At 60.7% G+C, this 25,625-nt stretch carries 22 protein-coding genes; 8 read left to right on the top strand and 14 right to left on the bottom strand.

Features of this window, described 5'->3' with window-relative positions; translation table 11 throughout:
- The first annotated feature begins 7 nt into the window (after window positions 1-7).
- Together LQK83_RS02370 and LQK83_RS02365 are read left to right on the top strand one after the other, a co-directional pair.
- The gene (locus LQK83_RS02370; protein ID WP_230835681.1) at window positions 8-382 is read left to right on the top strand and encodes a hypothetical protein; all 375 of its coding nucleotides are present in this window, start codon (window positions 8-10) and stop codon (window positions 380-382) included.
- A gap of 56 nt (window positions 383-438) precedes the next feature.
- Entirely contained in the window at window positions 439-1,896 is a 1,458-nt protein-coding gene (locus LQK83_RS02365) for a multicopper oxidase family protein (protein ID WP_230835680.1), read from the top strand.
- 45 nt (window positions 1,897-1,941) lie between these two features.
- Here LQK83_RS02365 and LQK83_RS02360 read toward each other — a convergent pair whose 3' ends face one another.
- From LQK83_RS02360 to LQK83_RS02340, 5 genes are all read right to left on the bottom strand, one after another.
- Window positions 1,942-2,181, bottom strand: a complete 240-nt coding sequence (locus tag LQK83_RS02360; protein ID WP_230835679.1) for a DUF1127 domain-containing protein — start codon at window positions 2,179-2,181, stop codon at window positions 1,942-1,944.
- Window positions 2,182-2,569: 388 nt separating this feature from the next.
- Window positions 2,570-3,469: an ArsR/SmtB family transcription factor gene (locus tag LQK83_RS02355; protein ID WP_330166256.1), complete on the bottom strand. Its 900-nt coding sequence runs from the start codon at window positions 3,467-3,469 to the stop codon at window positions 2,570-2,572.
- 164 nt (window positions 3,470-3,633) lie between these two features.
- Window positions 3,634-4,419, bottom strand: coding sequence for a glutamate racemase (gene murI, locus LQK83_RS02350; protein ID WP_230835678.1), 786 nt, complete (start codon window positions 4,417-4,419; stop codon window positions 3,634-3,636).
- Between the two features lie 4 nt (window positions 4,420-4,423).
- The gene (locus LQK83_RS02345) at window positions 4,424-5,281 is read right to left on the bottom strand and encodes an RNA methyltransferase (RefSeq protein WP_230835677.1); all 858 of its coding nucleotides are present in this window, start codon (window positions 5,279-5,281) and stop codon (window positions 4,424-4,426) included.
- Between the two features lie 79 nt (window positions 5,282-5,360).
- A complete protein-coding gene (locus tag LQK83_RS02340) occupies window positions 5,361-5,879 on the bottom strand; it encodes a hypothetical protein (RefSeq protein ID WP_230835676.1) in 519 nt (172 codons plus the stop codon).
- Between the two features lie 252 nt (window positions 5,880-6,131).
- Here LQK83_RS02340 and LQK83_RS02335 point away from each other — a divergent pair, with 252 nt between their 5' ends.
- Both LQK83_RS02335 and LQK83_RS02330 read left to right on the top strand, forming a co-directional pair.
- Window positions 6,132-7,346, top strand: a complete 1,215-nt coding sequence (locus LQK83_RS02335) for an NADP-dependent isocitrate dehydrogenase (protein ID WP_230835675.1) — start codon at window positions 6,132-6,134, stop codon at window positions 7,344-7,346.
- A 127-nt stretch (window positions 7,347-7,473) separates the two neighbouring features.
- Entirely contained in the window at window positions 7,474-8,430 is a 957-nt protein-coding gene (locus tag LQK83_RS02330; protein ID WP_230835674.1) for a DUF1883 domain-containing protein, read from the top strand.
- Window positions 8,431-8,452: 22 nt separating this feature from the next.
- Here the strand turns inward: LQK83_RS02330 and LQK83_RS02325 are convergent, their stop codons facing one another.
- The 5 genes from LQK83_RS02325 to LQK83_RS02305 form a co-directional block, all read right to left on the bottom strand.
- Window positions 8,453-8,995 carry a flavodoxin domain-containing protein gene (locus LQK83_RS02325; protein ID WP_230835673.1) on the bottom strand — a complete coding sequence of 181 codons (543 nt, stop codon included), beginning with the start codon at window positions 8,993-8,995 and terminating at the stop codon, window positions 8,453-8,455.
- A 180-nt stretch (window positions 8,996-9,175) separates the two neighbouring features.
- On the bottom strand, window positions 9,176-10,528 hold the full coding sequence (locus tag LQK83_RS02320; protein ID WP_330166255.1) for an enoyl ACP reductase FabMG family protein: 1,353 nt from the start codon (window positions 10,526-10,528) through the stop codon (window positions 9,176-9,178).
- A gap of 171 nt (window positions 10,529-10,699) precedes the next feature.
- Entirely contained in the window at window positions 10,700-12,016 is a 1,317-nt protein-coding gene (locus tag LQK83_RS02315; protein ID WP_230835672.1) for a replication-associated recombination protein A, read from the bottom strand.
- A complete protein-coding gene (locus LQK83_RS02310) occupies window positions 12,013-13,413 on the bottom strand; it encodes a DegQ family serine endoprotease (protein ID WP_230835671.1) in 1,401 nt (466 codons plus the stop codon). The genes LQK83_RS02315 and LQK83_RS02310 overlap by 4 nt, the downstream gene beginning before the upstream one ends.
- Before the next feature lie 332 nt (window positions 13,414-13,745).
- Complete coding sequence (locus LQK83_RS02305) at window positions 13,746-14,651, bottom strand: LysR family transcriptional regulator (protein ID WP_230835670.1); 906 nt, start codon at window positions 14,649-14,651, stop codon at window positions 13,746-13,748.
- A 233-nt stretch (window positions 14,652-14,884) separates the two neighbouring features.
- Between LQK83_RS02305 and LQK83_RS02300 the strand changes: the two genes are divergently transcribed.
- Together LQK83_RS02300 and LQK83_RS02295 are read left to right on the top strand one after the other, a co-directional pair.
- Window positions 14,885-15,103, top strand: coding sequence for a hypothetical protein (locus LQK83_RS02300; RefSeq protein WP_230835669.1), 219 nt, complete (start codon window positions 14,885-14,887; stop codon window positions 15,101-15,103).
- A gap of 239 nt (window positions 15,104-15,342) precedes the next feature.
- Window positions 15,343-16,341 carry a GlxA family transcriptional regulator gene (locus LQK83_RS02295; protein ID WP_230835668.1) on the top strand — a complete coding sequence of 333 codons (999 nt, stop codon included), beginning with the start codon at window positions 15,343-15,345 and terminating at the stop codon, window positions 16,339-16,341.
- 9 nt (window positions 16,342-16,350) lie between these two features.
- Here the strand turns inward: LQK83_RS02295 and LQK83_RS02290 are convergent, their stop codons facing one another.
- Both LQK83_RS02290 and LQK83_RS02285 read right to left on the bottom strand, forming a co-directional pair.
- The gene (locus LQK83_RS02290; protein WP_442966687.1) at window positions 16,351-17,709 is read right to left on the bottom strand and encodes a diguanylate cyclase; all 1,359 of its coding nucleotides are present in this window, start codon (window positions 17,707-17,709) and stop codon (window positions 16,351-16,353) included.
- Window positions 17,710-18,055: 346 nt separating this feature from the next.
- Window positions 18,056-18,889 (bottom strand): response regulator, encoded by an 834-nt coding sequence (locus LQK83_RS02285; protein WP_230835667.1) that lies wholly within the window; start codon window positions 18,887-18,889, stop codon window positions 18,056-18,058.
- Window positions 18,890-19,116: 227 nt separating this feature from the next.
- Here LQK83_RS02285 and LQK83_RS02280 point away from each other — a divergent pair, with 227 nt between their 5' ends.
- Complete coding sequence (locus LQK83_RS02280; protein ID WP_230835666.1) at window positions 19,117-21,678, top strand: GcvT family protein; 2,562 nt, start codon at window positions 19,117-19,119, stop codon at window positions 21,676-21,678.
- A gap of 397 nt (window positions 21,679-22,075) precedes the next feature.
- Entirely contained in the window at window positions 22,076-23,551 is a 1,476-nt protein-coding gene (locus LQK83_RS02275; RefSeq protein WP_230835665.1) for an NAD-dependent succinate-semialdehyde dehydrogenase, read from the top strand.
- Between the two features lie 35 nt (window positions 23,552-23,586).
- Here the strand turns inward: LQK83_RS02275 and LQK83_RS02270 are convergent, their stop codons facing one another.
- Both LQK83_RS02270 and recQ read right to left on the bottom strand, forming a co-directional pair.
- Window positions 23,587-23,769, bottom strand: a complete 183-nt coding sequence (locus LQK83_RS02270; protein WP_230835664.1) for a hypothetical protein — start codon at window positions 23,767-23,769, stop codon at window positions 23,587-23,589.
- A 2-nt stretch (window positions 23,770-23,771) separates the two neighbouring features.
- Entirely contained in the window at window positions 23,772-25,625 is a 1,854-nt protein-coding gene (recQ, locus tag LQK83_RS02265; protein WP_230835663.1) for a DNA helicase RecQ, read from the bottom strand.

Raw genomic sequence — 25,625 nt, 5'->3', positions numbered from 1 at the left:
ACATTGCATGCGTCATCTCGCCCGCCTTTTCCTGATCGTCTTCCTGCTCGCCGGCCTCGCAGCCGCACCCGCAGCGTCCTTTGCCGCGCCGCAGGGACACGAGATGCATCCGGCCGTGATGGCGCAGATGGATGCGTCCATGCATGCCCATCACATGATGATGCAGACCGAAAAGGCCCAGCCCAAAGGGCCGGCCCATCATGGCGATCATGCCGCCGCCTGTGCCGCCTGGTGCGCCGGCGCGTTCCTCACGACCCTCCCATCGACCCCGGCATGGAACAACGCCTCGCCCTCACCGCAGATTGAGCCAGCCCGCGCCGAACCGCTCGCTGGCCTCATTCCCGCGCCCCCGCTCCAGCCGCCAAAACGCCAGCTCTCCTGATGTCACCGCTCCGCGACATGTCGGAGCAAACGACCCACATCACGAAAGCAAACACCATGAACAGAAGAGAGTTTCTGAAAACGGCAGGCCTTGCCGCAGGCGGCCTTGCGGCCAGCCAGTTCGTTCCCCGCTTCGGCCTTGCCACCCCAGGCCCGCGCCAACTCACCATCGACACACGCACGCTGGAGGTCAAAGGCAAGGCGGCGACCGTCTACGGCCTCACCGAAAACGGCAAGCCCGGGCTCACCTTTGCGCCCGGCGAAAGCTTCTCGGTGGCACTCAGCAACCGCTTGAAGGAAGACACGATTATCCACTGGCACGGCCTCACGCCGCCCTGGGAGCAGGATGGCGTCGCGGACAATCCGCTCCCCATGCTCAAGCCCGGCGAAACCCGGCCTTACGATTTCGCGCTGGAAGACGCCGGCACATTCTGGATGCATGCCCATACGCTGCAGGAACAGAACTTGCTGGCCGCGCCCCTGATCGTGCGTTCGAAGGAAGATCTGAGCGCCGACCGGCAGGAGGTCGTCATCCTCCTGCATGACTTTTCCTTCAAGCCGGCGGAAGAGCTTCTATCCAATCTCACCGGCGGCAAGGGCGGGCACATGATGCATGGCGGGCACGCGATGGATCATGGCAGCATGGGCAAGATGCCGATGCTGCATGACATGAAATCGATGGGTGCCGGGCACGACATGTCAGCCATGGGCGGCATGGGTGCGATGGACCTCAACGACATCGAATACGATGCCTATCTCGCCAATGATCGAACGTTGGATGATCCGGAAGTCATCAAGGTCGAAAAAGGCGGCCGGGTGCGTCTGCGCATCATCAACGGTGCGGCCTCCACCGCCTTCCATCTGACGACGGGAAAGCTCTCAGCCAAACTCGTCGCAGTAGACGGACGCGAGGTCGCGCCCATGTCGGGCGACACCTTCCCGATGAGCATGGCCCAGCGCATCGATCTCGACATCGACATCCCGAAGGATGGCGGCGCGTTCCCGATCCTGGCGCTACGGGAAGGCACCGGCGACCGCGCCGGCATCGTGCTGACCACCGCCGGAGCCAGAATCGAGCGCCTTCCGGCCAGGACCGAAACCAAGGCCCCGCCCCTCGATCTGACGCTGGAAGCCGCGCTCCGCTCCACAGCGCCGCTCGTCAACCGCCGCGCAGACAAATCCGTGATGGCGCATCTAACGGGTGACATGGCGAGCTATCAATGGGCGCTGGAAGGCCTTGAAGACCTGAAGCTGAAGAGCGGCGAGCGAGTCGAGATCGCCATGATGAACATGTCGATGATGGCGCATCCGATGCATCTGCACGGCCATGCCTTTCAGGTCATCGACATAGACGGCAGGCGCTTTGCGGGCGCAACGCGCGACACCGTCCTCGTGCCTCCGATGAAAACCGTCACCATCGCCTTCGATGCCGGCAAGCCTGGCCACTGGCCCTTCCATTGCCACCACCTCTACCACATGGTGACCGGCATGATGACGCATATCGAAGTGGCATGATGATGCAGGCGGAAGCGGATTTGCGATCCGCTTCCGCCAAGGTCGTCAAAGCCGGTCATCCCAGCGGCGAAACGGCCAGAAGATATGAGGTTCCACCTCAATTTCCGGCAGACCGATATCCCGGCGAGTCCGGTTGTCGAGAAACGCCAGTTCGCGCATGTTGCGGCGGCGCTGCATCTCGGTCGCCAGAAGCGCCCGGAACGTCGTCCAGAAACCGAATTTCCGATGGATGACATCTAAAGCAAGAGAAAGCTCCCTTGCGTCCTTGAGTTGCAATTCAAACATGATGATCCGCCCCGGCGCTCGATGAGCCGCCAGGTCCTTTCGCGATTGCGACGGACAGATTCCGGGTGCGCATGGAAAACCCCACAGGCGCGGAAAGTCCGTCAGATACCAGTGATAATAAAGGGAGTTAAGCGTCTGCAGATAAAGGGAATTCAGACGCCATCAATGATGATGGCGAAAACCCACCGTGCCTGAAAGCACGCTCATCGGATTGAAAACCCACGACAGACGCGGTTCGGGATATGTCGAATTCATCTCGCGCCTCCAAGGTTCGCATTGCAGATATTGAGACGATACACGAACTTTTCTGCTCGGCAACCCCGCAATTGAAGATTGCATAAATCAGAATGGGACGTTGCAGATTTGCAACAGCTCGACACCCAAGACCTCAGGATGCATCCTCAAAGGCGTCACGTCCTGCCCCAGTGTTGAGGCTCGCTCCCATATCGTCGCCTTGTTCATCGCCCACCCTGAAAGCGAATTCGCGAGCAAAACCCGTCTCCCCTGCCCTGGTGATCAAAAGCGCCCGGCTTCCGGGCATGCGTCTAAGCCAGCCAAGCGCAACGAACCGGTCGAGCAGGCCGCTGCCAAGTCGTCCACCAAGATGAAAACGGCGCTCGCTCCAGTCGAGACAGGCCCGACAGAGGTCCCGGCGGCAGTAGGCCGGGTTTTCAAGATCGACGCCGAAATCGCAGACATAGCGCCGCCCCTCTTTACTGAGGACAGCCGTCCCGTCTGACAGTGAGATGAAGCCGCGAACCTCCATGTTTTCGGCAACGCGCACGGCAAGATGACCGGCCAGATGATCGTAGCATGTTCGTGCCAGACGCATGGCCCGGTCCTTCGGCCCCGTCGGTCGATATCGCAGTGGCCCGGCGGCAATGAGGGCAGAAACCCCTTCGATGAGTTCCGCAACATCGCCTGAACTCAGCCGGAAATAGCGATGCCGGCCCTGTTGATGGACTGTGACAAGTCCCGCCTCGGTGAGCTTCGCCAGATGACCGCTCGCCGTCTGCGGCGTCACACCGCTTTCCGCAGCAAGCTCTCCGGCAGAAAAGGCCCGCCCATCCATCAACGTCATGAGGATCGTGGCGCGTGTGACGTCACCGATCACGGCCCCGATTTCAGCAATACGGTTTGCGGAGACAAAATTGGTCATGGGCCAAGGATAGCCCGCCGCGGGCATCAGGTCATCACCAAATGCTTCGGTCACGACCGAAGCATCGTCACCCGCAGCAAGCCATATTCGCACCATCCAAGGAGATGATGCGATGGCTCTGTTCGACATTTTGAAGCTGCTTCTGGTCGATTGGCCGGACCGCAAGCACGGGCGGGAGGCTCTGGCCGAGATGACGGAGGACAGGCTTCGCGATATCGGCGTGTCAAGAAAGGCCGCGCTGGCCGAGAGCAGCAAGCCCTTCTGGGTCTCGCAGCGAAAGCGCGGTGCGCCGGCTAAACCACCAAACCAAAGCCCTGCAGCAACCGCCGTGTCGCAAAATCCGGCTGCCCGGAGGTAAAATGGGCGATATCGGCTTCGCCATCGGATTTCAGGTGATCCGTCATCGGCACCAGCCGCCGCGCCTGTCTCGCGATCGCTTCCGCCGGATCGAGCCAGTCGACCGGCCAGGGCGCGAGCTTGCGGAAGATGTTGGCGAGGAAGGGGTAATGCGTGCAGGCCAGTACAACGATGTCCGTCTTCTTGCCGTCCTTCTCAACGAAGCAACTGGAAATCTCCGCAAGTACCGCCGCATCCTCGAGTTTCCCGCCACGGATATAGCCTTCCGCCATGCGGGCGAGGTTTTCAGAACCGACAAGCCGGACATGACACTGGCTGGCAAAGGACTGGATGAGTTCGCGCGTGTAGGCGCGCTTGACCGTCCCCGGTGTCGCCAGAACCGACACGAGACCGGAGCGGGTCCGCTCGGCCGCTGGCTTGATCGCGGGCACAGTGCCGACGAAGGTCATGTTCGGATAGGTTTCGCGCAACTCCGAGCCGGCAAGCGTGAAGGCAGTATTGCAAGCAATGACGCAGACGACCGGCTTGTAGCGCGAAATCAGCTCGCCGAAGAGTGCGAGGAGCCGCTCGGTCAGCGCAGCCTCTTCCCAATTTCCATACGGAAATGCCGCATCGTCGGCGACATAGACGAAATTGCGCTCGGGCATCAGCACGCGCGCCTCGCGCAGCACGGTGAGCCCGCCGATACCGCTGTCGAACACGAGAACCGGCTGCATCTCCATCGCCTTAGTCTTCCGTTGTTTCGCTATGCTTCACCCGCTCGGCGCGCGGCTTCACCTTCGGCTTGCGTGCGCGGTTCGCATCGGCAGAACCGCGCGGGTTGTCGCGCGTGAACTTGTCGAGACAGGAAATGACGCCGCGAATGACCTGGATTTCCGATGCCGTGAAGCCGGGCCGGGTGAGAACGGTGCGCAGGTTCTCCACCAATTTCGGCTTTTTGGCGGCTGGCCGGAAATAGCCGCGCCCGTCCAGCGCCTCCTCGACATGATCGAACAGCCCCTGCAGATCGGATTTCGTCGCGGGCGGCATGGGCTTCGCCTGAAACGGCGTGTCTTCCGCAGAAGCCAGCCCCGTCTTCAGCCATTCATAGGACATGAGCAGAACCGCCTGCGCGAGGTTCAGCGACGCAAAGGCCGGGTTGACCGGAAAGGTCACGATCTCGTCCGCCAGCGCCACTTCCTCATTCGTCAGCCCCGTGCGCTCGCGGCCGAACATGATGCCGACCTTCTGGCCCTCACGGAACCGCGTGCGCAGCGTTGCGGCAGCAACTTCCGGCCCGCGCACCGGCTTGAAGCCATCACGGTCCCTTGCCGTGGTCGCATAGACGAAGTTGATGTCTGCCAGCGCCTCTTCCAGCGAGGAGAAAATCTGCGCCCCATCGATAACATGATCGGCCCGCGAGGCCGCCGAGCGCGCGCTTTCGGACGGCCATCCATCGCGCGGATTGACGATGCGAAGCTCGGCCAACCCGAAATTCGCCATGGCGCGGGCCACCATCCCGATATTCTCGCCCAATTGCGGGCTCACCAGAATGATCGCCGGCCCCTCCGCCAGAAGCGGTCTTTCGCTATTCGTGCCTGCCATGCCACCCAATTCCTTAAAAGACCGGGCTTCCATAGTTCAGCGTGGGCCAAAAATCAAAAGCTGCAGGCGATAAAAACTATTACTGCGCAGTGAAATAGCCATTCATCGTGTCGCGGAGCGAAACCGGGTCACCATCGGGAATGATGTTGACGATATCGTCTATCTTCGCGACGCCGTTTTCCATCACGACCTTGAAATGTGTCTCGCTGAAACGGTTGTCGGCATTGTCGAAGCAATAGAAGGCGTGGAACTTCGCCACGATATCAAACACGCCGTCCTTCGGCCCCGCATTCGTGATCGTCAGGTCCTTCGGCGCGCAACCGTCCTGCCCACCGAGAACCGGATCGTAGTCGATGAACGGTTCGTTGTTCGCCTGCGCCTTGGCAAAGCCCTTTTTGGCGATCGTCACGAAAGCGGAGCTGAACAGCTGCGGCATCCACTTGTCGGAGAAGTAATCGTCCTGGTTCGAATCGTCGCCGCTAAGATTGCTCTGGCTGATCTGCATGATCTTCTGCACCGGCGCGGTCGGGTCGGCATCGTCGGCTAGCGCCGGAAAGGCGAATGCGAGAAATGCGAGGAAAGTGGCATGAGCGCGCATCTGCGGTTCTCCGGCGCGAAACTGATTCGCGCAATGGTGTATTGTTGGCATGAACTGGATTCGAACTAAACGGCCATTTCAACCAGAAAATGGCGGAGCGAACCTGTCCGCGCGAAACGAAGCGTCCTCCTAAAATTGACGAACTCGCCTCGCATCTGCCTTTGCGTTCGCCTTTCCCGGTGCTATAGCGCACGGGATATTTTCCGAAAGGCGAGTTCCCCGTTCGCCGCAATCCGAGAAAGAGGCTGATATATGAGCAAGATCAAGGTAGCCAACCCCGTCGTGGATCTCGACGGCGACGAGATGACCCGCATCATCTGGCAGTTCATCAAGGACAAGCTGATCCTGCCCTATCTCGATCTCGACATCGAATATTACGATCTCTCGGTCGAAAACCGCGACGCCACCAACGACCAAGTCACTGTTGATGCCGCCAACGCCATCAAGAAGCACGGCGTCGGCATCAAGTGCGCCACGATCACGCCGGACGAAGCCCGCGTGAAGGAATTCAACCTCAAGGAAATGTGGAAGTCGCCGAACGGTACGATCCGCAACATCCTCGGCGGCGTGATCTTCCGCGAGCCGATCATCTGCAAGAACGTTCCGCGCCTCGTTCCCGGCTGGACGCAGCCGATCGTCGTCGGCCGTCACGCCTTCGGCGACCAATACAAGGCCACCGACTTCAAGTTCCCCGGCAAGGGCACGATCACCATCAAGTTCGTCGGTGAAGACGGTCAGGTGATCGAGAAGGAAGTCTTCAAGGCTCCGGGCGCTGGCGTCACGATGGCCATGTACAACCTCGACGACTCGATCCGCGACTTCGCCCGCGCCTCGATGAACTACGGCCTGATGCGCAAGTGGCCGGTCTACCTCTCCACGAAGAACACGATCCTCAAGGCCTATGACGGCCGCTTCAAGGACATCTTCGAAGAAGTCTACCAGAACGAGTTCAAGGCCGAGTTCGACAAGGCCGGCATCATCTACGAACACCGCCTGATCGACGACATGGTCGCTTCCGCGCTGAAGTGGTCCGGCGGTTATGTGTGGGCCTGCAAGAACTATGACGGCGACGTCCAGTCGGATACGGTTGCTCAGGGCTTCGGCTCGCTCGGCCTGATGACCTCCGTTCTCCTCTCCCCCGATGGCCGCACGGTCGAAGCCGAAGCTGCTCACGGCACGGTGACGCGTCACTACCGCCAGCACCAGAAGGGTCAGGAAACCTCGACCAACTCGATCGCCTCGATCTTCGCCTGGACGCGTGGCCTCGCCCACCGCGCCAAGCTCGACGACAATGCCGAGCTCGCCAAGTTCGCCGACACGCTGGAAAAGGTCTGCGTCGCCACCGTCGAAAGCGGCTACATGACGAAGGACCTCGCCCTTCTCATCGGCCCCGATCAGCCGTGGCTCTCCACCACCGGCTTCCTCGACAAGGTCGACGAAAACCTCAAGAAGGCCATGGCTGCCTGATCGGCGCCGCGCTCTGGATCTCGAAGAACCCGGTCGCAAGGCCGGGTTTTTTGTTGGCCGGGACACATAGAGAAAACCAAAGTTTAACTCTCGGACGTCATTATTCGCACAACCACGGAATGAACGAATGACGCCGCAAACGCCCCGCTACAAACACTATGATCTTGGCAAACAGCCTGCCGGAACGGTGGTGGAGGTCGTGCTGTCGTCGATTAATAATATTCGCTTGATGGACGAGCGGAATTACCGGCTTTATGCATCGTCACAGCCCTACAAGTTTCTGGGCGGCCTGGCCGTGAAGTCGCCGACCAAGCTCACAGTCCCCGGGCTCGGCCAGTGGCATGTGGTCGTCGATCGCGAAGGCCTCGCGAAACTCGCGAACTCCAATGTTCGCACGATCCAGCCGGGTTCCAGACAGGCCCGTGTGCAGGAGCCCGAGGCTATCGATCCGAAGAATGTTGAGGCGAATGGCGCCACATCCGCAGATCCCGCCCCGCACACCGGCGGCGGCAATCGCAGCCCTCAGGTCATGGGCGAAATTCTGAAGGAACTGAACCAGTACAAGAAGATCGCCAACACCGACGCTTTGACCGGGCTTGCCAACCGACGCGCCTTCGATGAAAAGCTGGCATCGGTTTTCGCGGCTGGAAACGAGCGCCCGGCAGCGCTCATCATATCCGACGTCGACCATTTCAAGGCGTTCAATGATACTCACGGCCATCTCGTCGGCGACAAGGTGCTCACGATCGTCGCCGCGATCCTGCGCAAATGTTCATCCGAACAGATTTTCATCGCCCGCACCGGCGGCGAGGAATTTGCCGTGATCGTGGAGGGCAGCCAGGCCACCGAGGTGCAGCAAATCGCCGAGAGCCTGCGCATGATCCTCGAACAGACACCCTGCCGGGATGACGAGGCCGGCGTGGATTACGGCCGCATCACCATGTCGATGGGCATCTGCATGAAAGCTGACGCGACCGATGCGAAAGATATCTACGCCAAGGCCGACAGCGCGCTCTATGCCTCCAAGAAGACCGGCCGCAATCGCTCGACACTGTTTACCGCGAGCCTTCAGGCGGTCGGCTGAGCGCGCTCCGACCTTCCGCAGATTACGCCTTGCGACGTCCGATCTCATTGGCGAACTCTGAAGCGAACAGCTCCAGCGCGGCCCAGTCCGTGAACTCGCGATCGCCCTTCGCCTCACCTGCCGGCGCGTTGCGCGAGAGCCGCCGCACCATCCAGCGCTTGAAGAAATCATATTCCGCAAGCCGGAGAGCCCCGCCCGCGTGATGAATGGCGAGCGGCTGCCAGCCGGTCTCGGCAAGCAATCCGGTTGGATAATCCTCCCCCTCCTGCCGTTCCTCCGCATTGTCGCTGACGATGGACAGCGAAACGGAGACAAAGGCGGACGGAACGGAATTCAGCCATTCGGCCTCCTGCCGAACGAAATGCGTGAAGGTCGTCGGATAGCGGCCCGCGTGAACCGGCGCGAGCAGGATAGCCGCATCCGGACGGTTGAGAATGAATTCCATCATGCCGGCGGTATTCTGCAACGCGACCTGCCAACCGCGGTTCTCGAAGATTTCGGCAAGCTGCGCAGCAATCTTCCGTGTCTGCCCCTCGACGGTGGCATAGGCGATCAGAATGTTCATGGGTCCGCTCCCGTTCAATGTTGAACGGATCATGGGCGGGAACGAGTTTGCGCGCTTTGAGGAAGATCAAGTAGAGAGAAGAGACTTGGCAAAGGACCGAATTCGCGTCCGCAATTGCGTAAAACAAACAAATAGACAATTTCCGCGTTCAGTCGAACGCGGAAATTGTCTCATCCGATCTCACGCAACCGCGAGATCGGCCGCCCTCATTCCCGCCGCTTCATGCGTCGCATTCAGCCGGCGCGCCACGATATCGTGGTTCAGCCACAGGACTGGGCCCGACGGCTTGGAGGTTTCGCCGAAGATCAGCTTGCCCGTTGCCTGCACAACCAGCGCGCTCAGGTGATCGCTGATCAGCGCCTTGCCGTCCCGGTGCATCTGGTTGATTTCGTTGGACGTGCCGATCGTCAGATCCGCCTGTTCCTGGCTATTGGCCTTCGGCCATGCCGAGAAGTCATAGAAGGGCTCCATGACCGGGCTCGCCTGCATGTCGGCGATCTTCCCGAAGACATCCTTCAGGCTGTAGCCATCGGCCAGAAGCGCTTCGCAGGTCTGCCACTGTTCATCGGCCCACTGACCGCCATTTTCCTTTTTCAGCGCCAGCAGCAGCGGGATCAGCGGCAGTTCGATGCCGGCGAAAACGTCGGAGGAATTGGTGCGGATTTCGGGGCAATTGTAGACGGTGGCCTTGACGCCCTTTTCCCATGCCGCCTGCGCGACATTTTCCAACAGCATCTTGGCATAGCCTTGCGTGTAATTGGTGTAGGTCTGCCAACGATAGCTGTCGTCGATCAGGACTGCCGAGCCATGATAGCCATAGGCCGTGTAGCGCACCTCGCCGCCCGCGGCGGTAATGCGTTCACGGATCGCCGCGCTGTAGTCGATGAGATGCTTGAACGTATTGGCTGTGACCTCGTCGAAATTCTGCAGGATCAGCTTGCCCATATCGCTGTCGAGCAGGGCCTGCGACGAGAGGTGACGGTTGCCGCGCCCCTTGTAGATCCGGTTCGCCAGCGCCAGGAAAACCTTGGCCTTCGGGATACCGCCGGCCATCGTATGCGCGAAGAAAACATTGCGCCCGTCAGCGATCATCCCGTCGAGAACGGCCATGACCTCGCTGAGCGTCCGGGTGAAGCGCTCGGTGCCGATCCGGCGGCATTGCGCGATGTGGTCCCAGTCGAGCGTCTCGGTCTGCCAGCCTTCGAGCGTCAGCTTTGCCAGCATGTCCGTCGGCGTCGGGGTGCCTTCCGGCGCATCGAGATCGAAGCCCGCCATCAGCGGCAGATTGATGATCCGCCCGCCAAGACGGCCTTCCGCCTCCGCAAGCTCGTCCGCATTCAACGGACGCAGCCCATTGTTCTCGTCGCGCCGGCCGACCGTGATGCCGACAATCTCCATACCCACACGCCGGGCTTCGTCCAGCAGGCCGGTGGCATAGCCGCGACCGAATAATTCACCGAAGAGGACGAACACGTCACCCTTGCGAAACAGCGTGTTTTCCGCGATGCGATTCAACGAGACCGGATTTTCCATGCTTTGCACTCTTTTGATTTATGTCAGGTCCAGTGACAGTCATAATATGCGTCAGATGTGACATGGCCTGATGGGAGCGGAAAGTGAAGTCATTTTAAATAAACGTTTATTTCACAACGTGAACGACGGCCTGCACGATCCGGGCCGAGACACCGCTGAAGGCACCGGTTTTCACTCTTTCCCCGATCGCTCCGCCCTCAGCTTCGCCCACCAGTCCAGCCGTTTTCGAATATCACGCTCGAAGCCGCGCTCGGGCGGGTCATAAAACGTCTTGCGGCCCATCTTCTCGGGAAAATAATCCTGCCCTGAAAAGGCATCCGGCTCGTCGTGATCGTAGCGATAGCCCTCATTGTACCCCTCTGCCTTCATCAGCTTCGTGGGTGCATTGAGGATATGCTTGGGCGGCAGCAGCGAGCCGTGCTCCTTGGCCGCCCGCATGGACGCCTTGTAGGCGGTGTAGACCGCATTCGATTTCGGCGCGGTGGCGAGATAGACGCAGGCTTGCGCCAGCGCGAGCTCCCCTTCCGGCGAGCCGAGGAAATCATAGGCGTCCTTGGCAGCATTGGCGATCACCAGCGCCTGTGGATCGGCAAGACCGATATCCTCGACCGCCATGCGCACCAGGCGACGTCCAAGAAACAGCGGGTCCTCGCCCGCGTCGAACATGCGCGCCAGATAATAGAGCGCCGCATCGGGGTCCGAGCCACGCACGGATTTATGCAGCGCCGAGATCAGATTGTAATGCCCGTCCTGCCCCTTGTCATAGACGGGAGCACGGCGCTGCACGACGCGCATCAGGCCGGCAATGTCGAAGCGCTCGCCCGCGCGCGCCGCGCGCCACACCTCTTCGGCCAGTGTCAGCGCAGCCCGCCCGTCGCCGTCAGCCATGCGGATCAGGCTCGCACGCGCATCTTCGTCAAGCGGGAGCGCCCTGCCTTCTTCCTCTTCGGCCCGCTTGAGAAGCGCCTCCAGGCTCTCCTCGTCGTGGGGCCGGAAGGTCAGCACCCGCGCCCGCGACAGAAGTGCGGCGTTGAGTTCGAAGGAGGGATTTTCCGTCGTCGCGCCGACAAGCACGATCGTCCCGTCTTCCATGACCGGCAGAAAACTGTCCTGTTGCGCCCTGTTGAAACGATGGATCTCATCGACGAAAAGCAGCGTCTGCCGGCCCGACATCCGCCGCGCCCGCGCCGCCTCGAAGACCTTCTTCAGGTCGGCGACGCCGGAGAAGATCGCCGATATCTGCTCGAAGGCCAGACCCGTCTCGCCCGAAAGAAGCCGCGCCACCGTCGTCTTGCCGGTCCCCGGCGGGCCCCAGAAAATCATCGAACCGAGGGAGCCCGCCTCGATCATGCGCGTCAGCGCGCCATCCGGTCCGGTGAGATGTCCCTGGCCTGAGACTTCCGCCAGCGACTTCGGGCGAAGCCGTTCCGCCAGCGGACGCTTGGCAGAAAATCCGTCCGGTTCGTGCGCAGCGAAAAGGTCGCTCATCGGAAGACTTGCCGGATGCGCTGGCCGCCGCGATTGATCTCGACGCGCCAGATATTCGGATCGCTATTGGCCATCTGGGACAATGTCTTCGTGTCTTCGATCGCGGTGCCGTTGACGGAGAGAATGATATCGCCCCTGGCGAAACCGAGCTGGTCGGCCGGCGAGCCCTGCTCCACCTTGCGGATGGCAACGCCGGTATTTTCGCCGGGCATCTGCAGCTCTTCCGCCATACGCGGCGAGAGGTTCACCGCAACAATACCGGCAAACGGATTGCGGCCATCGATCCGTCGCTCGTCGCGCGGCGGAATTTCCGGCGCACGGTCAAGCTTGATCGAGACTTCTCGTTCCTTGCCGTCACGGTAGACGGTGAGCTTCGCCTCGCCGCCGAGCCCGGCGGTGACCATGCGATAGCTCAGCGCATCCGGATGCTGGATCGGATAGCCGTTCATCGCGATGATCGTGTCGCCCTTCACAAGCCCCGCCTGCTCCGCCGGGCCGCCCTTGGCGACCTTGGTGACAAAGGCACCGCCGGCGCGCTTCAGTCCGATGGCCTCGGCGACATCGGCCGAGACAGTCTCGAACGAAGCCCCGAGATAAGGCCGCTCGAACGCCTTGTCGCCCCGCTCGGCCGCCGCAATGAAAACCTTGACCAGATTGGCCGGAATGGCGAAGCCGATGCCGTTCGAGCCGCCGCCCTTGGAGAAGATGGCCGAGTTGATGCCGATCAGCTGTCCTTTCATGTCGACAAGTGCGCCGCCGGAATTGCCGGGATTGATCGACGCGTCCGTCTGGATGAAGAAGCCGAAGTCGGACACGCCGATATTGCCGCGCGCGAGACCCGACACGATGCCGCTCGTCACCGTCTGGCCGACGCCGAAGGGATCACCGATTGCCAGAACCAGATCACCCACCTCCAGCTTGTCAGAATCGCCGAGCGGCAGTGGCGGCAGCTTTTCCTTCGTATCGATCTTCAGTACCGCGAGATCGATCTTGTCGTCCTTGAGCACAACCTTGCTCTTGAATTCCCGCCCGTCGGAAAGCGCGACCTTGATCTCGTCTGCCCCCTCGATCACATGGTTGTTCGTGATCACCGTGCCGTTTTCGCCAACAATCACACCCGAGCCGAGCGAGCTTTCCGTCTGCCGCCGGCCCTGCCCGCCGCCGAAGAACTGGCGGAAGAAGGGATCGTTGTCAAAGATCGTGCTACGCACCACCGTGCGCTCCGCATAGACGTTGACGACCGACGGCGCGGTCTGCTTGACGAGCGGCGCGTAAGAAAGCTGCACCTCACCCTGGCCCTGCGGCAACCGGCGCACATCCTCGGAAAACGCCGTGAAGGCAACGCCGCCTGCGACAAGCGCGGCGGCTGCGAAAAGTGCAGGCAATTTCAAATTCATGGATCAACCTCGGCACCAGAGTTTGTCAGGGAAAATGGCCTCCGGCTTTCCCGAAAAGACAAACAAGAACAAAGTAACTGACGGCCTGCCTCGTTCAATGAAGCCTAAGCGGACCGACGGTCGCCGGAGGCGGCAACCGACACATCCCGAAACTGGCCCAAAATCCCGGCCATTTCAAACCCTTCCGGAAGGGAACTCACCGGAAAAAGCGCAACATGTCCCGCCTCGCAGCCCAAAATATATGGAGGGCAACCGGTCGGATTGAAAGGTTTCCACCGGGGGCTTTTTGTGAGCCGGTTATGGCCACAGCTGGAAGACAGCAGGCAAGCGCTTCAGGCCGCCATCTCCACCGACTTGCCGATAGACGCAACCGCCGCACGGATATAGTCCGCCAGAGCATCCACCGGTGCCGGTGCGCCGGTTCGCATCGCCATTCCGACATCATAATAGCCGATATCCGGCAGACCGTGCGCCTCACCCAATTCGACCATATCGTCGGCAATCAGGAAGCGGGCCAACGGCGCGATGGCAATATCGGCACGAATGGCCGCGCGCTGGCCCATGTGATGAGCGCTCAGATAGGCGATCCGATAGGGATGGCCGGACTTTTCCAGCGCGTCCAGTGCCTTCGAACGCCAGATGCACCCTGCTTCCCAGACCGAAACGGGGACGGGCGAGCGGGCATAGGCGCTGCCGCACTTCTTGCCGGCCCAGACGAGCTTTTCGCGATAGAGCAATTCGCCCTCGCCGCTGAAATTGCCCGCCGTGCAATTGAAAAGCGCGATGTCGAGCTTGCCTTCGGAAACCTGCCGGCGCAGCGCCTCGCTGCCCTCAATGCGCACATCCACCGCCACCAGCGGGTAGGCTTCAGCAAAGCGGCGCAGAACCTCAGGCAGCACGACATCGCCGATATCGTCCGGCGCACCGAGATTGACAACACCATTCATATGCGGCCGCACGAAACGACCGACGATCTCGTTGTTCATCGCCAGGATGCGGCGCGCCGAGGTCAGAAGCACTTCGCCATGATGCGTCAGGGTCACCGTACGCGCATCGCGCCGAAACAGAGTCGCCCCCAGCATTTCCTCCAGCTTCTTGATCTGCATGGAAACCGCGGATGGCGTTCTGAGCACCGCTTCCGCGGCCGTGGTGAAATTGCCTGTATCGGCGATGGCAACGAAAGTCCGCAGGATATCAAGTTCCAGTAGCGGCAGATTTTCACGGCGCGGCTCGTCCATCGCCCACACACCTTTCAATTTTTCTGAACCTTAAACCAACTGCAATTCGTTTCATTGAACTTCGATCTGGTGCGATAGTCAAGATGCAAGCTTGGCCAAGCAAAACAGTCGTAAGAAAACATAACGAATTCGAATGTCAGAAATTCAATCAATTCGTTGGATTGATGGATTGTCTGGCCATACCATCCCTTGCAAATCAGGTCGCAAACGCGACCGGGAAAGGAGATTCAGTCATGACATCGTATTTTTGGGAAGTACCTCTTGTAGCTCCTCGCCGCAAAGGCGTCCTTGTCGCTGCCGCGACTGCCCTGCCCCGTGTCGCAATCGCGCCAGTGATCGCAATTTGGCGGCTCTGGAGCCGATACCGGACCGAGCGGCTTCTGGAAAGCCTGCCGATGGATATCCGGAAGGATATCGGCTATCGAACACCCCACGATATGGAATTCAAGTAACTGGTTTAAAATATTTTTCTTGAACGGAACACCGCGTTTCCGAAGCCGCTGGCACCCACCCGGGCGCCGGCGGCTTAAGCGTCGGGATAGACAAAAAGCACGACGACTCTCCCTGTCCTCTTCACGACAAAGGTCTTTTATGCGAATGTCGCAATCAGGAAAGCAGACGCCGCCAGCCGGTCTAGGCTGACATATGTCAATTTCATTGATTTTCAGGATCTCGTTCGGGGAATGTCGCAATGAGCACACAACAGACGACCAAGCGCTGTCTCGTCTTCTTCCTCGTGAACGACTTCACGATCCTGCCGTTCACGGCAGCCATCGAAGCCTTGCGAATCGCCAACCGGATGCTGGGCTATCAGGCCTATAAGTGGCGCCTCGCCTCAGCCGATGGTGAGAAGGTATCTTCCTCCAGTGGCATCGAGATTGCCGTGCAGACATCACTTGCCCAGGAGCGCCGCATGCTTTCGGGCGCGGACCGCCCGTCGATGGCGATCATCTGTTCCGGCATTGATGTCGAGACCTTCAGCAACAAGGCCGTGTTTGCCTGGCTCCGCGAAGCCTATAACCGCAACGTCCACATCGGCAGCCTCTGTACGGGCGCCCATATCCTGGCGCAGGCCGGGCTGCTGAATGGCAAGCGCTGCGCCATTCACTGGGAAAACCTGCCCGGTTTCTCTGAAGCCTTCCCCGAGGTCGAGGTCTATGCCGACCTTTATGAAGTGGACGGCAATATCCATACCTGCGCCGGAGGCACCGCATCGCTGGACATGATGCTGAACCTCATCGGCCAGGACTTCGACGACAATCTCGTCAACCGGATCTGCGAGCAGGCGCTGACCGACCGGGTTCGCGAACAGTCCGACCGCCAGCGCCTTCCCTTGCGCGCCCGCCTCGGGGTCCAGAATTCCAAGGTCCTTTCGATCATCGAAGTGATGGAAAAGAACCTCGCCGAACCGCTGTCGCTTCTGGAAATCGCCGACGATGCCGGCCTGTCGCGCCGGCAGATAGAGCGTCTGTTCCGGCAGGAAATGGGCCGCTCACCCGCCCGCTACTATCTGGAAATCCGGTTGGAGCGCGCGCGTCACCTGCTCGTCCAGTCGACGCTTCCCGTGGTCGAGGTGGCCGTCGCCTGCGGCTTCGTCTCCGCCTCGCATTTTTCCAAGTGTTATCGCGAAATCTACAATCGCTCGCCACAGCAAGAGCGCGCCGAACGTCGCCTGCGGCAGGCGGCATGACGGGCGTGTTCAACCGGCTTTTTGCCGCTCGGCGAAAAGCCGGGTGATCGAATAGTCGGAAAAGACGCAGTTGCGGCCGGAGTTCTTGGCCATGTAGAGATATTGATCGGCAGCGTTGAGGTAATTGTCGAAATTTTCCTCGACCGCAACCAGCGCCACACCGATCGAGACGCGCACGGACAATTCCTCGTCCTCGAAAATGACGGTCGTTCTGGCAATTTCCTCGCGCAGAAGATTGCAATACTCCGTCGCCTCGCGAACATCCATATTGCGAAGCAGGATCGCGAATTCCTCGCCGCCGAGCCGCGCGATCAGATGCACCTCGCCATCGATCATCTGCCTCAGTTTGCGCGCCACCGATTTCAGCACGAGATCGCCGGTTTCATGCCCATAGGTGTCGTTGAATTTCTTGAAATGATCGATATCGAGCACCACGGCGCAACAGGGCTCCTGCCGCGCAAGGCAATGCTGAACCAGAACGGGCCCCCGCTCGAAAAAATAGCGGCGATTGTAGGTGTCGGTGAGGAAGTCACGCGAGGCTATGGCCTGGAGCTTCTTGATCTGTGCCAGCGTATCGATACTTTGCGCGACGCGGCACTGAAACTCTTCCTGGATGAACGGACGATACAGAAAATCCGTCGCACCTGCCTTCAGGAAAGCGGCGCAGATCAGCGGATTTTCGCGCGTAGAAAAACCGATGATCCGCAGGTCCTCGGTGGAAAAATCGCGCCGGATCAGTTTTGCCAATTCGATACCGTCCGCGCCCGGCAAGGCGTGATCGATCAGGATCAATTCAATGTCGCGATGCCGGGAAAGCTTCTCCATGGCATCCTGAACGCTCACGGCATGGACCACGAGAAACTGCTGCGCCTGCAACATCTGCACAGCCTCGCTGTTCTCAGCCATCAGCCCATCGGCGACCAGAACCCTGATATTGCGGTTCTGCAGCACACGGCGAACTGCATTCACCAGAGAGTCGATCGCACAGCGGTTGTCCTTGATGACGTAATCAAGGACGTTCTTCCTGAGAATGCTTTCGCGCATGTGGAAATCGAACGTGCCGGTAAAGACGATGGTCGGCAGATCCGCCGCAAGCGAATAGTCCAACACCTCACCCTTGGGCGAGTCCGCCAGGTTCAGATCGACAACCCCAAGCATGAACCGCCCGCGCCCTTCGGCAAGCGCCTGACGCATTTCCCTCAGCGTGTTGCATGTAACAACGGAAACACCGAGCTCCGTTTCGAAACGATGCGCCAACAGCGTCGTGAATGCGCGGCTGTCCTCGACCAGCAGAACAGACGGCCGGCCGCCGGTAAGCGCGTCGCCCCTGGTCCTGATCTGCGCTGTCCTCAGATTGCTGTGCAACACGCATCCCCTCTCCGGACCCACACGCACGCTATGCAATTCAGTGACACAATTCGGGCCACAAACCGGCGCCGATGCCGCTGATAGTCTTGAAACCCAGGCATTCAACCCAGGATTGCTCGAGCAAAGCCCGTAGCATCCAGAAATACGCCTGCTGAGCCGACATGTGGTTCAGCAGGCGAATCCAATCAGACGAATCTTACTTAACCCAGAGTAGATTGAGCAACCATTAATTCAAGTCAAAGATTGTTAGCACGCACAACAATATGAAGCCGGCCTGCGGAAGGATGCCTTCCGCAGCGCCTCGCGTCATGACGCAGAAGTCCGTTTTTTTTCTGACGGCAGCGCCTCAGGCGCGCGCCTTCATCCGCTCCTGCGCAGACTTGATCTGCACCAGCGTATCGAGGTTCTGGTTGACGCGGCAATAGAACTCTTCATCGATGAAGGGCCGCATCATGAAGTCGTTGCCGCCGGCCTTCAGGAAGCGGGCTGACAACAGCCGGTCGTTGGACGATGAGACGCCGATGACGCGCAACTGATGCGAGCCGCGCACGTGACGGATACGCCGCGTCAGCTCGAAGCCGTCGATATCGGGCATGTTGTAATCGGTAATCACGAGACTGATATCCGGATTCTTCTTCAGGATCTCGATGGCCGCGGAACCGCTCTCGGCAGAACTGACGCGGAAATTATAGCGCTTCAGACGGCTCGTCAGCAAAGCACGGGCTGTTGCACTGTCATCGACGATCAGCACGTGATGGCGCTGATTGGTGAGGAAGCGGCAAACCGATTCCGCCAGCATGTCGATGGCAAAGACGCTGTCCTTGATGATGTAGTCGACCACTTCCTTGGCCAGCAATCCTTCGCGGATACTGTCCTGAAAGGTTGCCGTGAAGACAATGGTCGGCACACTGAGATCGACGAGATAATTCAGCGCCTCGCCGTTTTCGGCGCCCGGAAGGTTGATGTTGGAAATCGCGAGCGTGATGGGCTCGGGGTTGAGTTCGTAGGCCTGTTGCAGATCTTCAAAGGTGCGGCAAATTTCCACATCGATGCTGAAAAGTTCTTTCAGCTTCTGCCGGATCATGGATGTGAAGACGTTGGAGTCTTCGCCGACAATGATTCTGTATTTTTCCAGCGTTTCGCCGGAATATTGCATGCCTGAAATACCCAGAAAGTTCATGTCCCGCCCACTTGTACAACCAAATTTACTCAAGTCTTACGCAGGCGTTCTTGAATTTTCGTTAAGCGCATTTCCCGAAGAATCGGGGAAACGGGGCGAGCAAGGGCGAAGCGCGCGACCTCTGTCGCTTCCCCGTCGCGCTGTTCAATGATTATGTCGTAGACAGGATTTGGTCGCGTCGTTTTGCGATCTAAGATGGCGCCAAAATACCAACCGGGGCATATTCCATGGCAGAGTTTCCGACCAAGGCAAAAGTGGTCATCATCGGGCTGGGCGGCATCGTCGGCGCCTCCATCGCCCATCATCTGATCGAACGTGGCTGGGACGACATTGTCGGCATCGACAAGTCGGGCATTCCGACCGATATCGGCTCGACCGCACACGCCTCCGACTTCTGTTACACGACCAGCCACGATTATCTCTCGGTCTGGACGACGCAGTACTCGATCGATTTCTACGAGAAGATGGGCCATTACGCGCGCATCGGCGGTCTCGAAGTCGCCCGCACCGGCGACGACGCCTGGATGGAAGAAATCAAGCGGAAGCTTTCTTCAGCCCGCGCCTTCGGCACCCGCGCCCATTATGTCTCGCCCGCCGAGATCAAGGAAAAGTTCCCGCTGATCGAGGAAGACCAGGTTCAGGGCGGTCTCTTCGACCCCGACGCCGGCCTCGTCATCCCGCGCTCGCAGACTGTCGCCGGCAAGCTGGTCGATGCCGCCGAGAAGTCCGGCAAGCTGCAGATGTTCGGCAACACGCCGGCCAAGTCGCTGATCGTCGAGAACGGCCGCATCAAGGGTGTCGTCACCCATCGCGGCACGATCATGGCGGATCACGTCATCGTCTGCGCAGGCCTCTGGGGCCGCCTGATCGCCGAGATGGTCGGCGAAGACCTGCCCGTCATGCCTGTCGATCACCCGCTGACCTTCTTCGGTCCCTATAACGAATTCGAAGGCACCGGCAAGGAAATCGGCTTCCCGCTGCTGCGCGACCAGGGCAACTCCGCCTACATGCGCGACACCGGCGACCCGAAGACGACCGAGGGCGGCCAGATCGAGTGGGGCTATTACGAGACCACGAACCCGCGCATGTGCCACCCGCGCGAACTCCTCGAAAAGCATGAGGCGCGCCTGTCGCCCTCGCAGCGCGACCTCGACATGGAGCAGATCATCGAGCCGCTCGAAAAGGCGATGGAACTGACGCCGATCCTCGGCGAGCTCGGCTACAATGAAAGTCACTCCTTCAACGGCCTGCTTCAGGTCTCCGCCGCCGGCGGTCCGTCCTGCGGCGAGAGCCAGAAGGTGCGCGGCCTGTGGTATTGCGTCGCCATCTGGGTCAAGGACGGCCCAGGCTACGGCAAGCTGATTGCCGACTGGATGACGGACGGACGGACCGAGATCGACCACAACTCGATCGACTACGCGCGCTTCTATCCGCACCAGCTGACCGAAGAGTTCATCGAAGGCCGCTGCTATGAAGCCGCACAGAAGATTTATTTCCCCGCCGTCCATCCGCGCGAACCCTATGTCAGCGGGCGCGGCGCCAAGCGCTCGCCCTTCTATGAGCGCGAAGTTGAACTCGGCGGCTATTTCATGGAACTCGGCGGCTGGGAACGCGCGCATGGCTACAAGGCCAACGAGCATCTCCTGGAGAAGTATGGCGACAAGGTTCCGGTTCGCGAAAACGAATGGGACAGCCGCCATTTCTGGCGCGTGTCGAATGCCGAACATCTGGCGATGAGCGAGGATTGCGGCATCGTAAACCTGAGCCATTTCCATATGGTCGACATCGAAGGCCCTGACCATGTGGAACTGCTGGAATGGCTCGCAGCGGCCAAGATTGGCGGCGACGGCAATATCGGCAAGGGTATCTATACCCACTTCCTCGATGACGAGGGCATGGTGCGCGCCGACTTCACCATTTTCCGCATGGCCGACCGCATCCGTCTCGTCAACGGCGCCGACGCCGGCCCGCGCGACTTCCATTACATGAAGCGCGTGGCCGCAGATCGTGGCCTCGACGTCACCATCACCGACGTGTCGGAGAAGTTCGTCACCATCGGCATATGGGGCCCGAATGCGCGGACCACGCTGAAGAAGGTCGTGGCCGACCCCGCCGGTCTCGATCCCGAAAACTTCCCCTTCGCGGCCATCAAGCCGATCGAGATCGCCGGCAAGACCGTTACCGCCTTCCGCATTTCCTATGTCGGCGAACAGGGCTGGGAACTGCACATGAAATACGAAGACGGCCTCACTGTGTGGGATGCGCTGCGCTCCACCGGCGTCATGGCCTTCGGCGTCGAGACCTATGCAAACTCGCGCCGCATGGAAAAGAGCCTGCGCCTCCAGAACGCAGACCTGCTCACGCAGTATAACCTCATCGAAGCCGACCTTGCCCGTCCGAAAGTCAAGGAAGCCGACTTCCGCGGCAAGGAAAAGCATCTGGAATACAAGGCGCGCGACAAGCAGCCGGCCATGCTCTGCACGCTGATCATGACCGAAAACACCGATGCGAATGGCGTCAAGCGCTATCCCGTCGGCTCGCTGCCGGTCGTCGATCCGGCCACCGGCGAAGTCCTCGTCGACTCACTCGGCCGCCGCTCCTACACGACCTCCATCGCCTACGGCCCGACGGTCGGCAAGAACATCGCGCTGGCCTACCTGCCCGCCGAATATTGCGAAGTGGGCCGCAAGCTGAACGTCGAGTACTTCACCGAAACCTACCCCGTCGAAGTCTTCGGCGTCGGCTACAAGCCGATCTACGACCCGGAAAACCTGAAGCCGCGCAGCTAAGGTAGCGTAACGGTTACGGATGACGAGGGGCCCGCGCAGCAATGCGCGGGCCTTTTATCTTCGCGGCGTCACTTTGGGCACCGCGCGCGTCCCAACACGCTCCGTCATGCCGGACCTGATCCGGCATCCAGCCAGCGCGCGTCCGCGCGCTGAGAGGACTCTTCTCCACGCGAAAAGAGTCTCTCGCGCGATGGACATCGCGCACTGGATCCCGGATCAAGTCCGGGATGACGGAAGAGAGGGCTGTGCTCTCAATGACCGAAGCAACCAAAGGCATCCGACGGCCACTCCAATTGTCCCCGCGACAAGACAGCAGTTGTCGCAAAAGCCATTTCATGCAAGGCCTACAACACGAGCCCAAACCGCCAAGGCGCACCACAGAAGACAGAGCATACGCATGACCCTCACCCCGGCCCTCACCCGTCACCTGAGCAACCCTGACCTCTTCGGCGATCTGACCTCCATGCGCTCGCTCGCAAAGCCGCTGGGAAAGGAGACCTTCCAGGTCTTCAACCCATCGACCGGCGAACTGCTGGCGGAACTGCCGGACATGGGCGTGGCGGAAACGAAGGAGGCGATCGACAAGGCTTATGTGGCGCAGGCCGAATGGGCGGCGATGACGGCACGCGCCCGCAGCGACGTGCTCTGGCGCTGGCACCAGCTGATCGTCGATCACACCGACGATCTCGGCGCGATCCTGACGGCCGAAATGGGCAAGCCGCTGGCCGAGGCGAAATCGGAGGTCAGCCACGCAGCCGCCTATCTGCAATGGTATGCCGAAGAGGCGAACCGCATCTATGGCGAGACGATTTCCGCCCCCTCGACCGACCGCCGCATGCTCGTCATTAAGCAGCCGATCGGCGTCGTCGGCACGATCACGCCGTGGAACTTCCCGGCCTCCATGGTCGCCCGCAAGATCTCTCCGGCGCTCGCCGCCGGCTGCGCCATTGTGCTGAAGCCCGCCGAGCAGACCCCGCTGGTCGCAGGCGCCATGTTCGCGCTCGCCGAAAAGGCGGGCTTCCCGGACGGCGTGCTGAACCTCATCTACTCTGCCGAAGGCGATGCCGTCGGCCACGAGCTTTGCACCAATGCCAAGGTCCGCAAGATCAGCTTCACCGGCTCGACTGAAGTCGGCCGCCTGCTGATGCGCCAATGCGCAGACCAGATCAAGAAGGTGAGCCTCGAACTCGGCGGCAACGCCCCCTTCATCGTCTTCGACGACGCCGATATCGACGCCGCCGTCGATGGCGCGATCCAGGCGAAGTTCCGCAATGGCGGCCAGACCTGCGTCTCGGCCAACCGGCTCTATGTACAGGCCGGCGTGCACGACGAATTCGCCGAGAGATTCGCCGCCCGTGTCGCCACGCTCAGCGTCGGCGACGGCTTCGCCCCCGATGTCGCCATCGGCCCGCTGATCGACACCCGCGCCCGCGCCAAGATCGAGGCCCATATCGCCGACGCACTCGAAAAAGGCGGTACGATCCGCTGCGGCGGAAAGCGCATCACCAGCGACGGCACCTTCTTCCAGCCCACCGTGCTCACCGACATCTCGTCCGCCATGCGCGTCGCCCAGGAAGAAACCTTCGGGCCCCTTGCCCCCATCATCCGCTTCGAGGATGCCGATCAGGTCGTCCGCGAAGCCAATGACACGATCTATGGCCTGGCCGCCTATTTCTACGCCTCCAACCTCAAACGCGTCTGGCGCGTCGCCGAAGCGCTCGAATACGGCATGGTTGGCATCAACACCGGCCGCATGTCTTCAGAGGCCGCCCCCTTCGGCGGCATGAAACAATCCGGCATTGGCCGCGAAGGTTCACGGCACGGGCTGGAGGACTATCTGGAGATGAAATATTTGTGCATGGGGGGGATTTGAAGGAGTGGCGCAATCCGATGCCTCGGAGCGCACCTTTAGTTGTCCTCGCGGTCGATTTCATCCATTCGAGCTTCGAAGCGTTTCCAGGCATCCTCAAGTGAACTAGCGCGATCGGGACTTGCCTTATGGGCGTCGTAGGCAGGCGCAACGTCCCATCGCAGCCAGCTTTCCAGCGCAGTTTCACCATCTTGAGAATTACGTAAGTTGTCGCGCTCCATGCTCACCCCTCATACCCCCTAATCACCGCCAGAAACGCCTCCCCATACCGCTCCAGCTTCGCCTGCCCCACGCCCGAAATGCTGAGCAGCGCCTCCTCCGTCATCGGCCGTTCCACGGCCATCTGCGTTAGCGTCGTATCCGGAAACACCACATAAGGCGGCACGGAGAGGGATTTGGCGATGGTCATGCGGGTGGCGCGCAGTTGCTCGAAGAGACCCATATCCGCCTCAGGCAGAGCGGCTTTGGCCTTGGCGGCGGAGGCTGACGAGCCTTTCGCGGACTTGCCCTTGCCTGGACGATCCTTGCGGAAGAAGACCTGCCGTTCGCGTTTGAAGACAGCGCGGGCGTCGGGTTCCAGCTTCAGCGCGCCGAAGGCCGCATGATCGATCCGGACAAGGCCGGCGGCGAGCAGCTGGCGGTAGACGGATTGCCAGGTCTTGGCCGGCAGGTCGTTGCCCGCGCCAAAGACCGGCATTTCCGTGTGGCCGAAACGCAGCGTGCGTTCGTTTTCGACCCCCATGAGCACATCGACCAGATGGCCCGCGCCGAAGCGCTCACCGGTGCGGTAGACGGCGGCGAGCGCCTTGATCGCGGCTTCCGTGCCGTCCCAGGTCTCGACCGGCTTGAGGCAGGTGTCGCAATTGCCGCAATGGCCGGGATGCGCCTCGCCGAAATGCGCGAGGATCGCCTGTCTGCGGCAACCCGGCGTCTCGCAGATGGCGAGCAGCGCGTTGAGCTTGGCGCGCTCGACGCGCTTCACCTCGTCCGCCGCCCCACCCTCATCGATCATCCGCCCGCGCTGGATGACATCGGCCATGCCATAGGCCATCCAGACTTCCGACGGCAGACCGTCACGCCCCGCGCGCCCCGTCTCCTGATAATAGGCCTCGACCGAGCCCGGCAGGTCGAGATGCGCGACATAGCGCACGTTCGGCTTGTCGATGCCCATGCCGAAGGCGACGGTGGCGACAAGGCAAAGCCCCTCCTCCTTCAGGAACGCATCCTGATTGGCATCGCGCACCGCCCGGTCCATCCCGGCGTGATAGCCGAGCGCATTGATGCCTTGGGTGTTGAGCCACTCCGCCGTGTCCTCGACCTTCGCCCGCGACAGGCAATAGACGATCCCACTCTCGCCCTCGTGGCGCGACAGAAAGCGCAGCAATTGCTGGCGCGGCTGGTCGCGCTCGACAATTTCATAGGCGATGTTCGGCCGGTCGAAGGACGAGGTGAAGACTTGCGCTTTTCCCAGCGCCAGCCGCTCGATAATGTCTTCCCGCGTATGCGGATCGGCAGTGGCGGTCAGCGCCATGCGCGGCACGCCGGGATAAAGTTCGGCAAGCTTGCCGAGATCGCGATATTCGGGCCGGAAATCATGCCCCCATTGCGACACGCAATGCGCCTCGTCGATGGCAAACAGCGCGATCTGCACGCCGCGCATCATCTCGGCAAAGCCGGGTGTGGCGGCGCGTTCCGGCGTGACATAGAGAAGATCGAGTTCCCCGCGGGAAAGCGCGCGGCGCACGGCTGAATACTCATCACCACTCAGTGACGAATTCAGCGCCGCCGCGGGAACACCCAGCTGCTTCAGCGCCTCCACCTGATCGCGCATCAGCGCAATCAATGGCGAAATGACAATGCCGACACCTTCGCGGCAAATGGCGGGGATCTGGTAGCAGAGCGACTTGCCCGCCCCTGTCGGAAACAGCACGACAGCATCGCCGCCGCCAACGACCGTCGAAACGACCTCGGCCTGGCTTCCGCGAAAGGCCGGATAGCCATAGACCCGCTTCAGGATGGAAAGCGGGTCTTTCGCCTCTGCCGGGGCTCTGTTCGGTTCAAGATGCTCTGGTGTCAT

Origin of the sequence: Rhizobium sp. C1 (genome assembly GCF_021026335.1) — a bacterium.
In the GTDB taxonomy this organism is placed as follows: domain Bacteria; phylum Pseudomonadota; class Alphaproteobacteria; order Rhizobiales; family Rhizobiaceae; genus Ensifer_A.
Note: the sequence above shows the minus strand (reverse complement) of the source record. Positions and strands in the feature narration are given on the sequence as shown.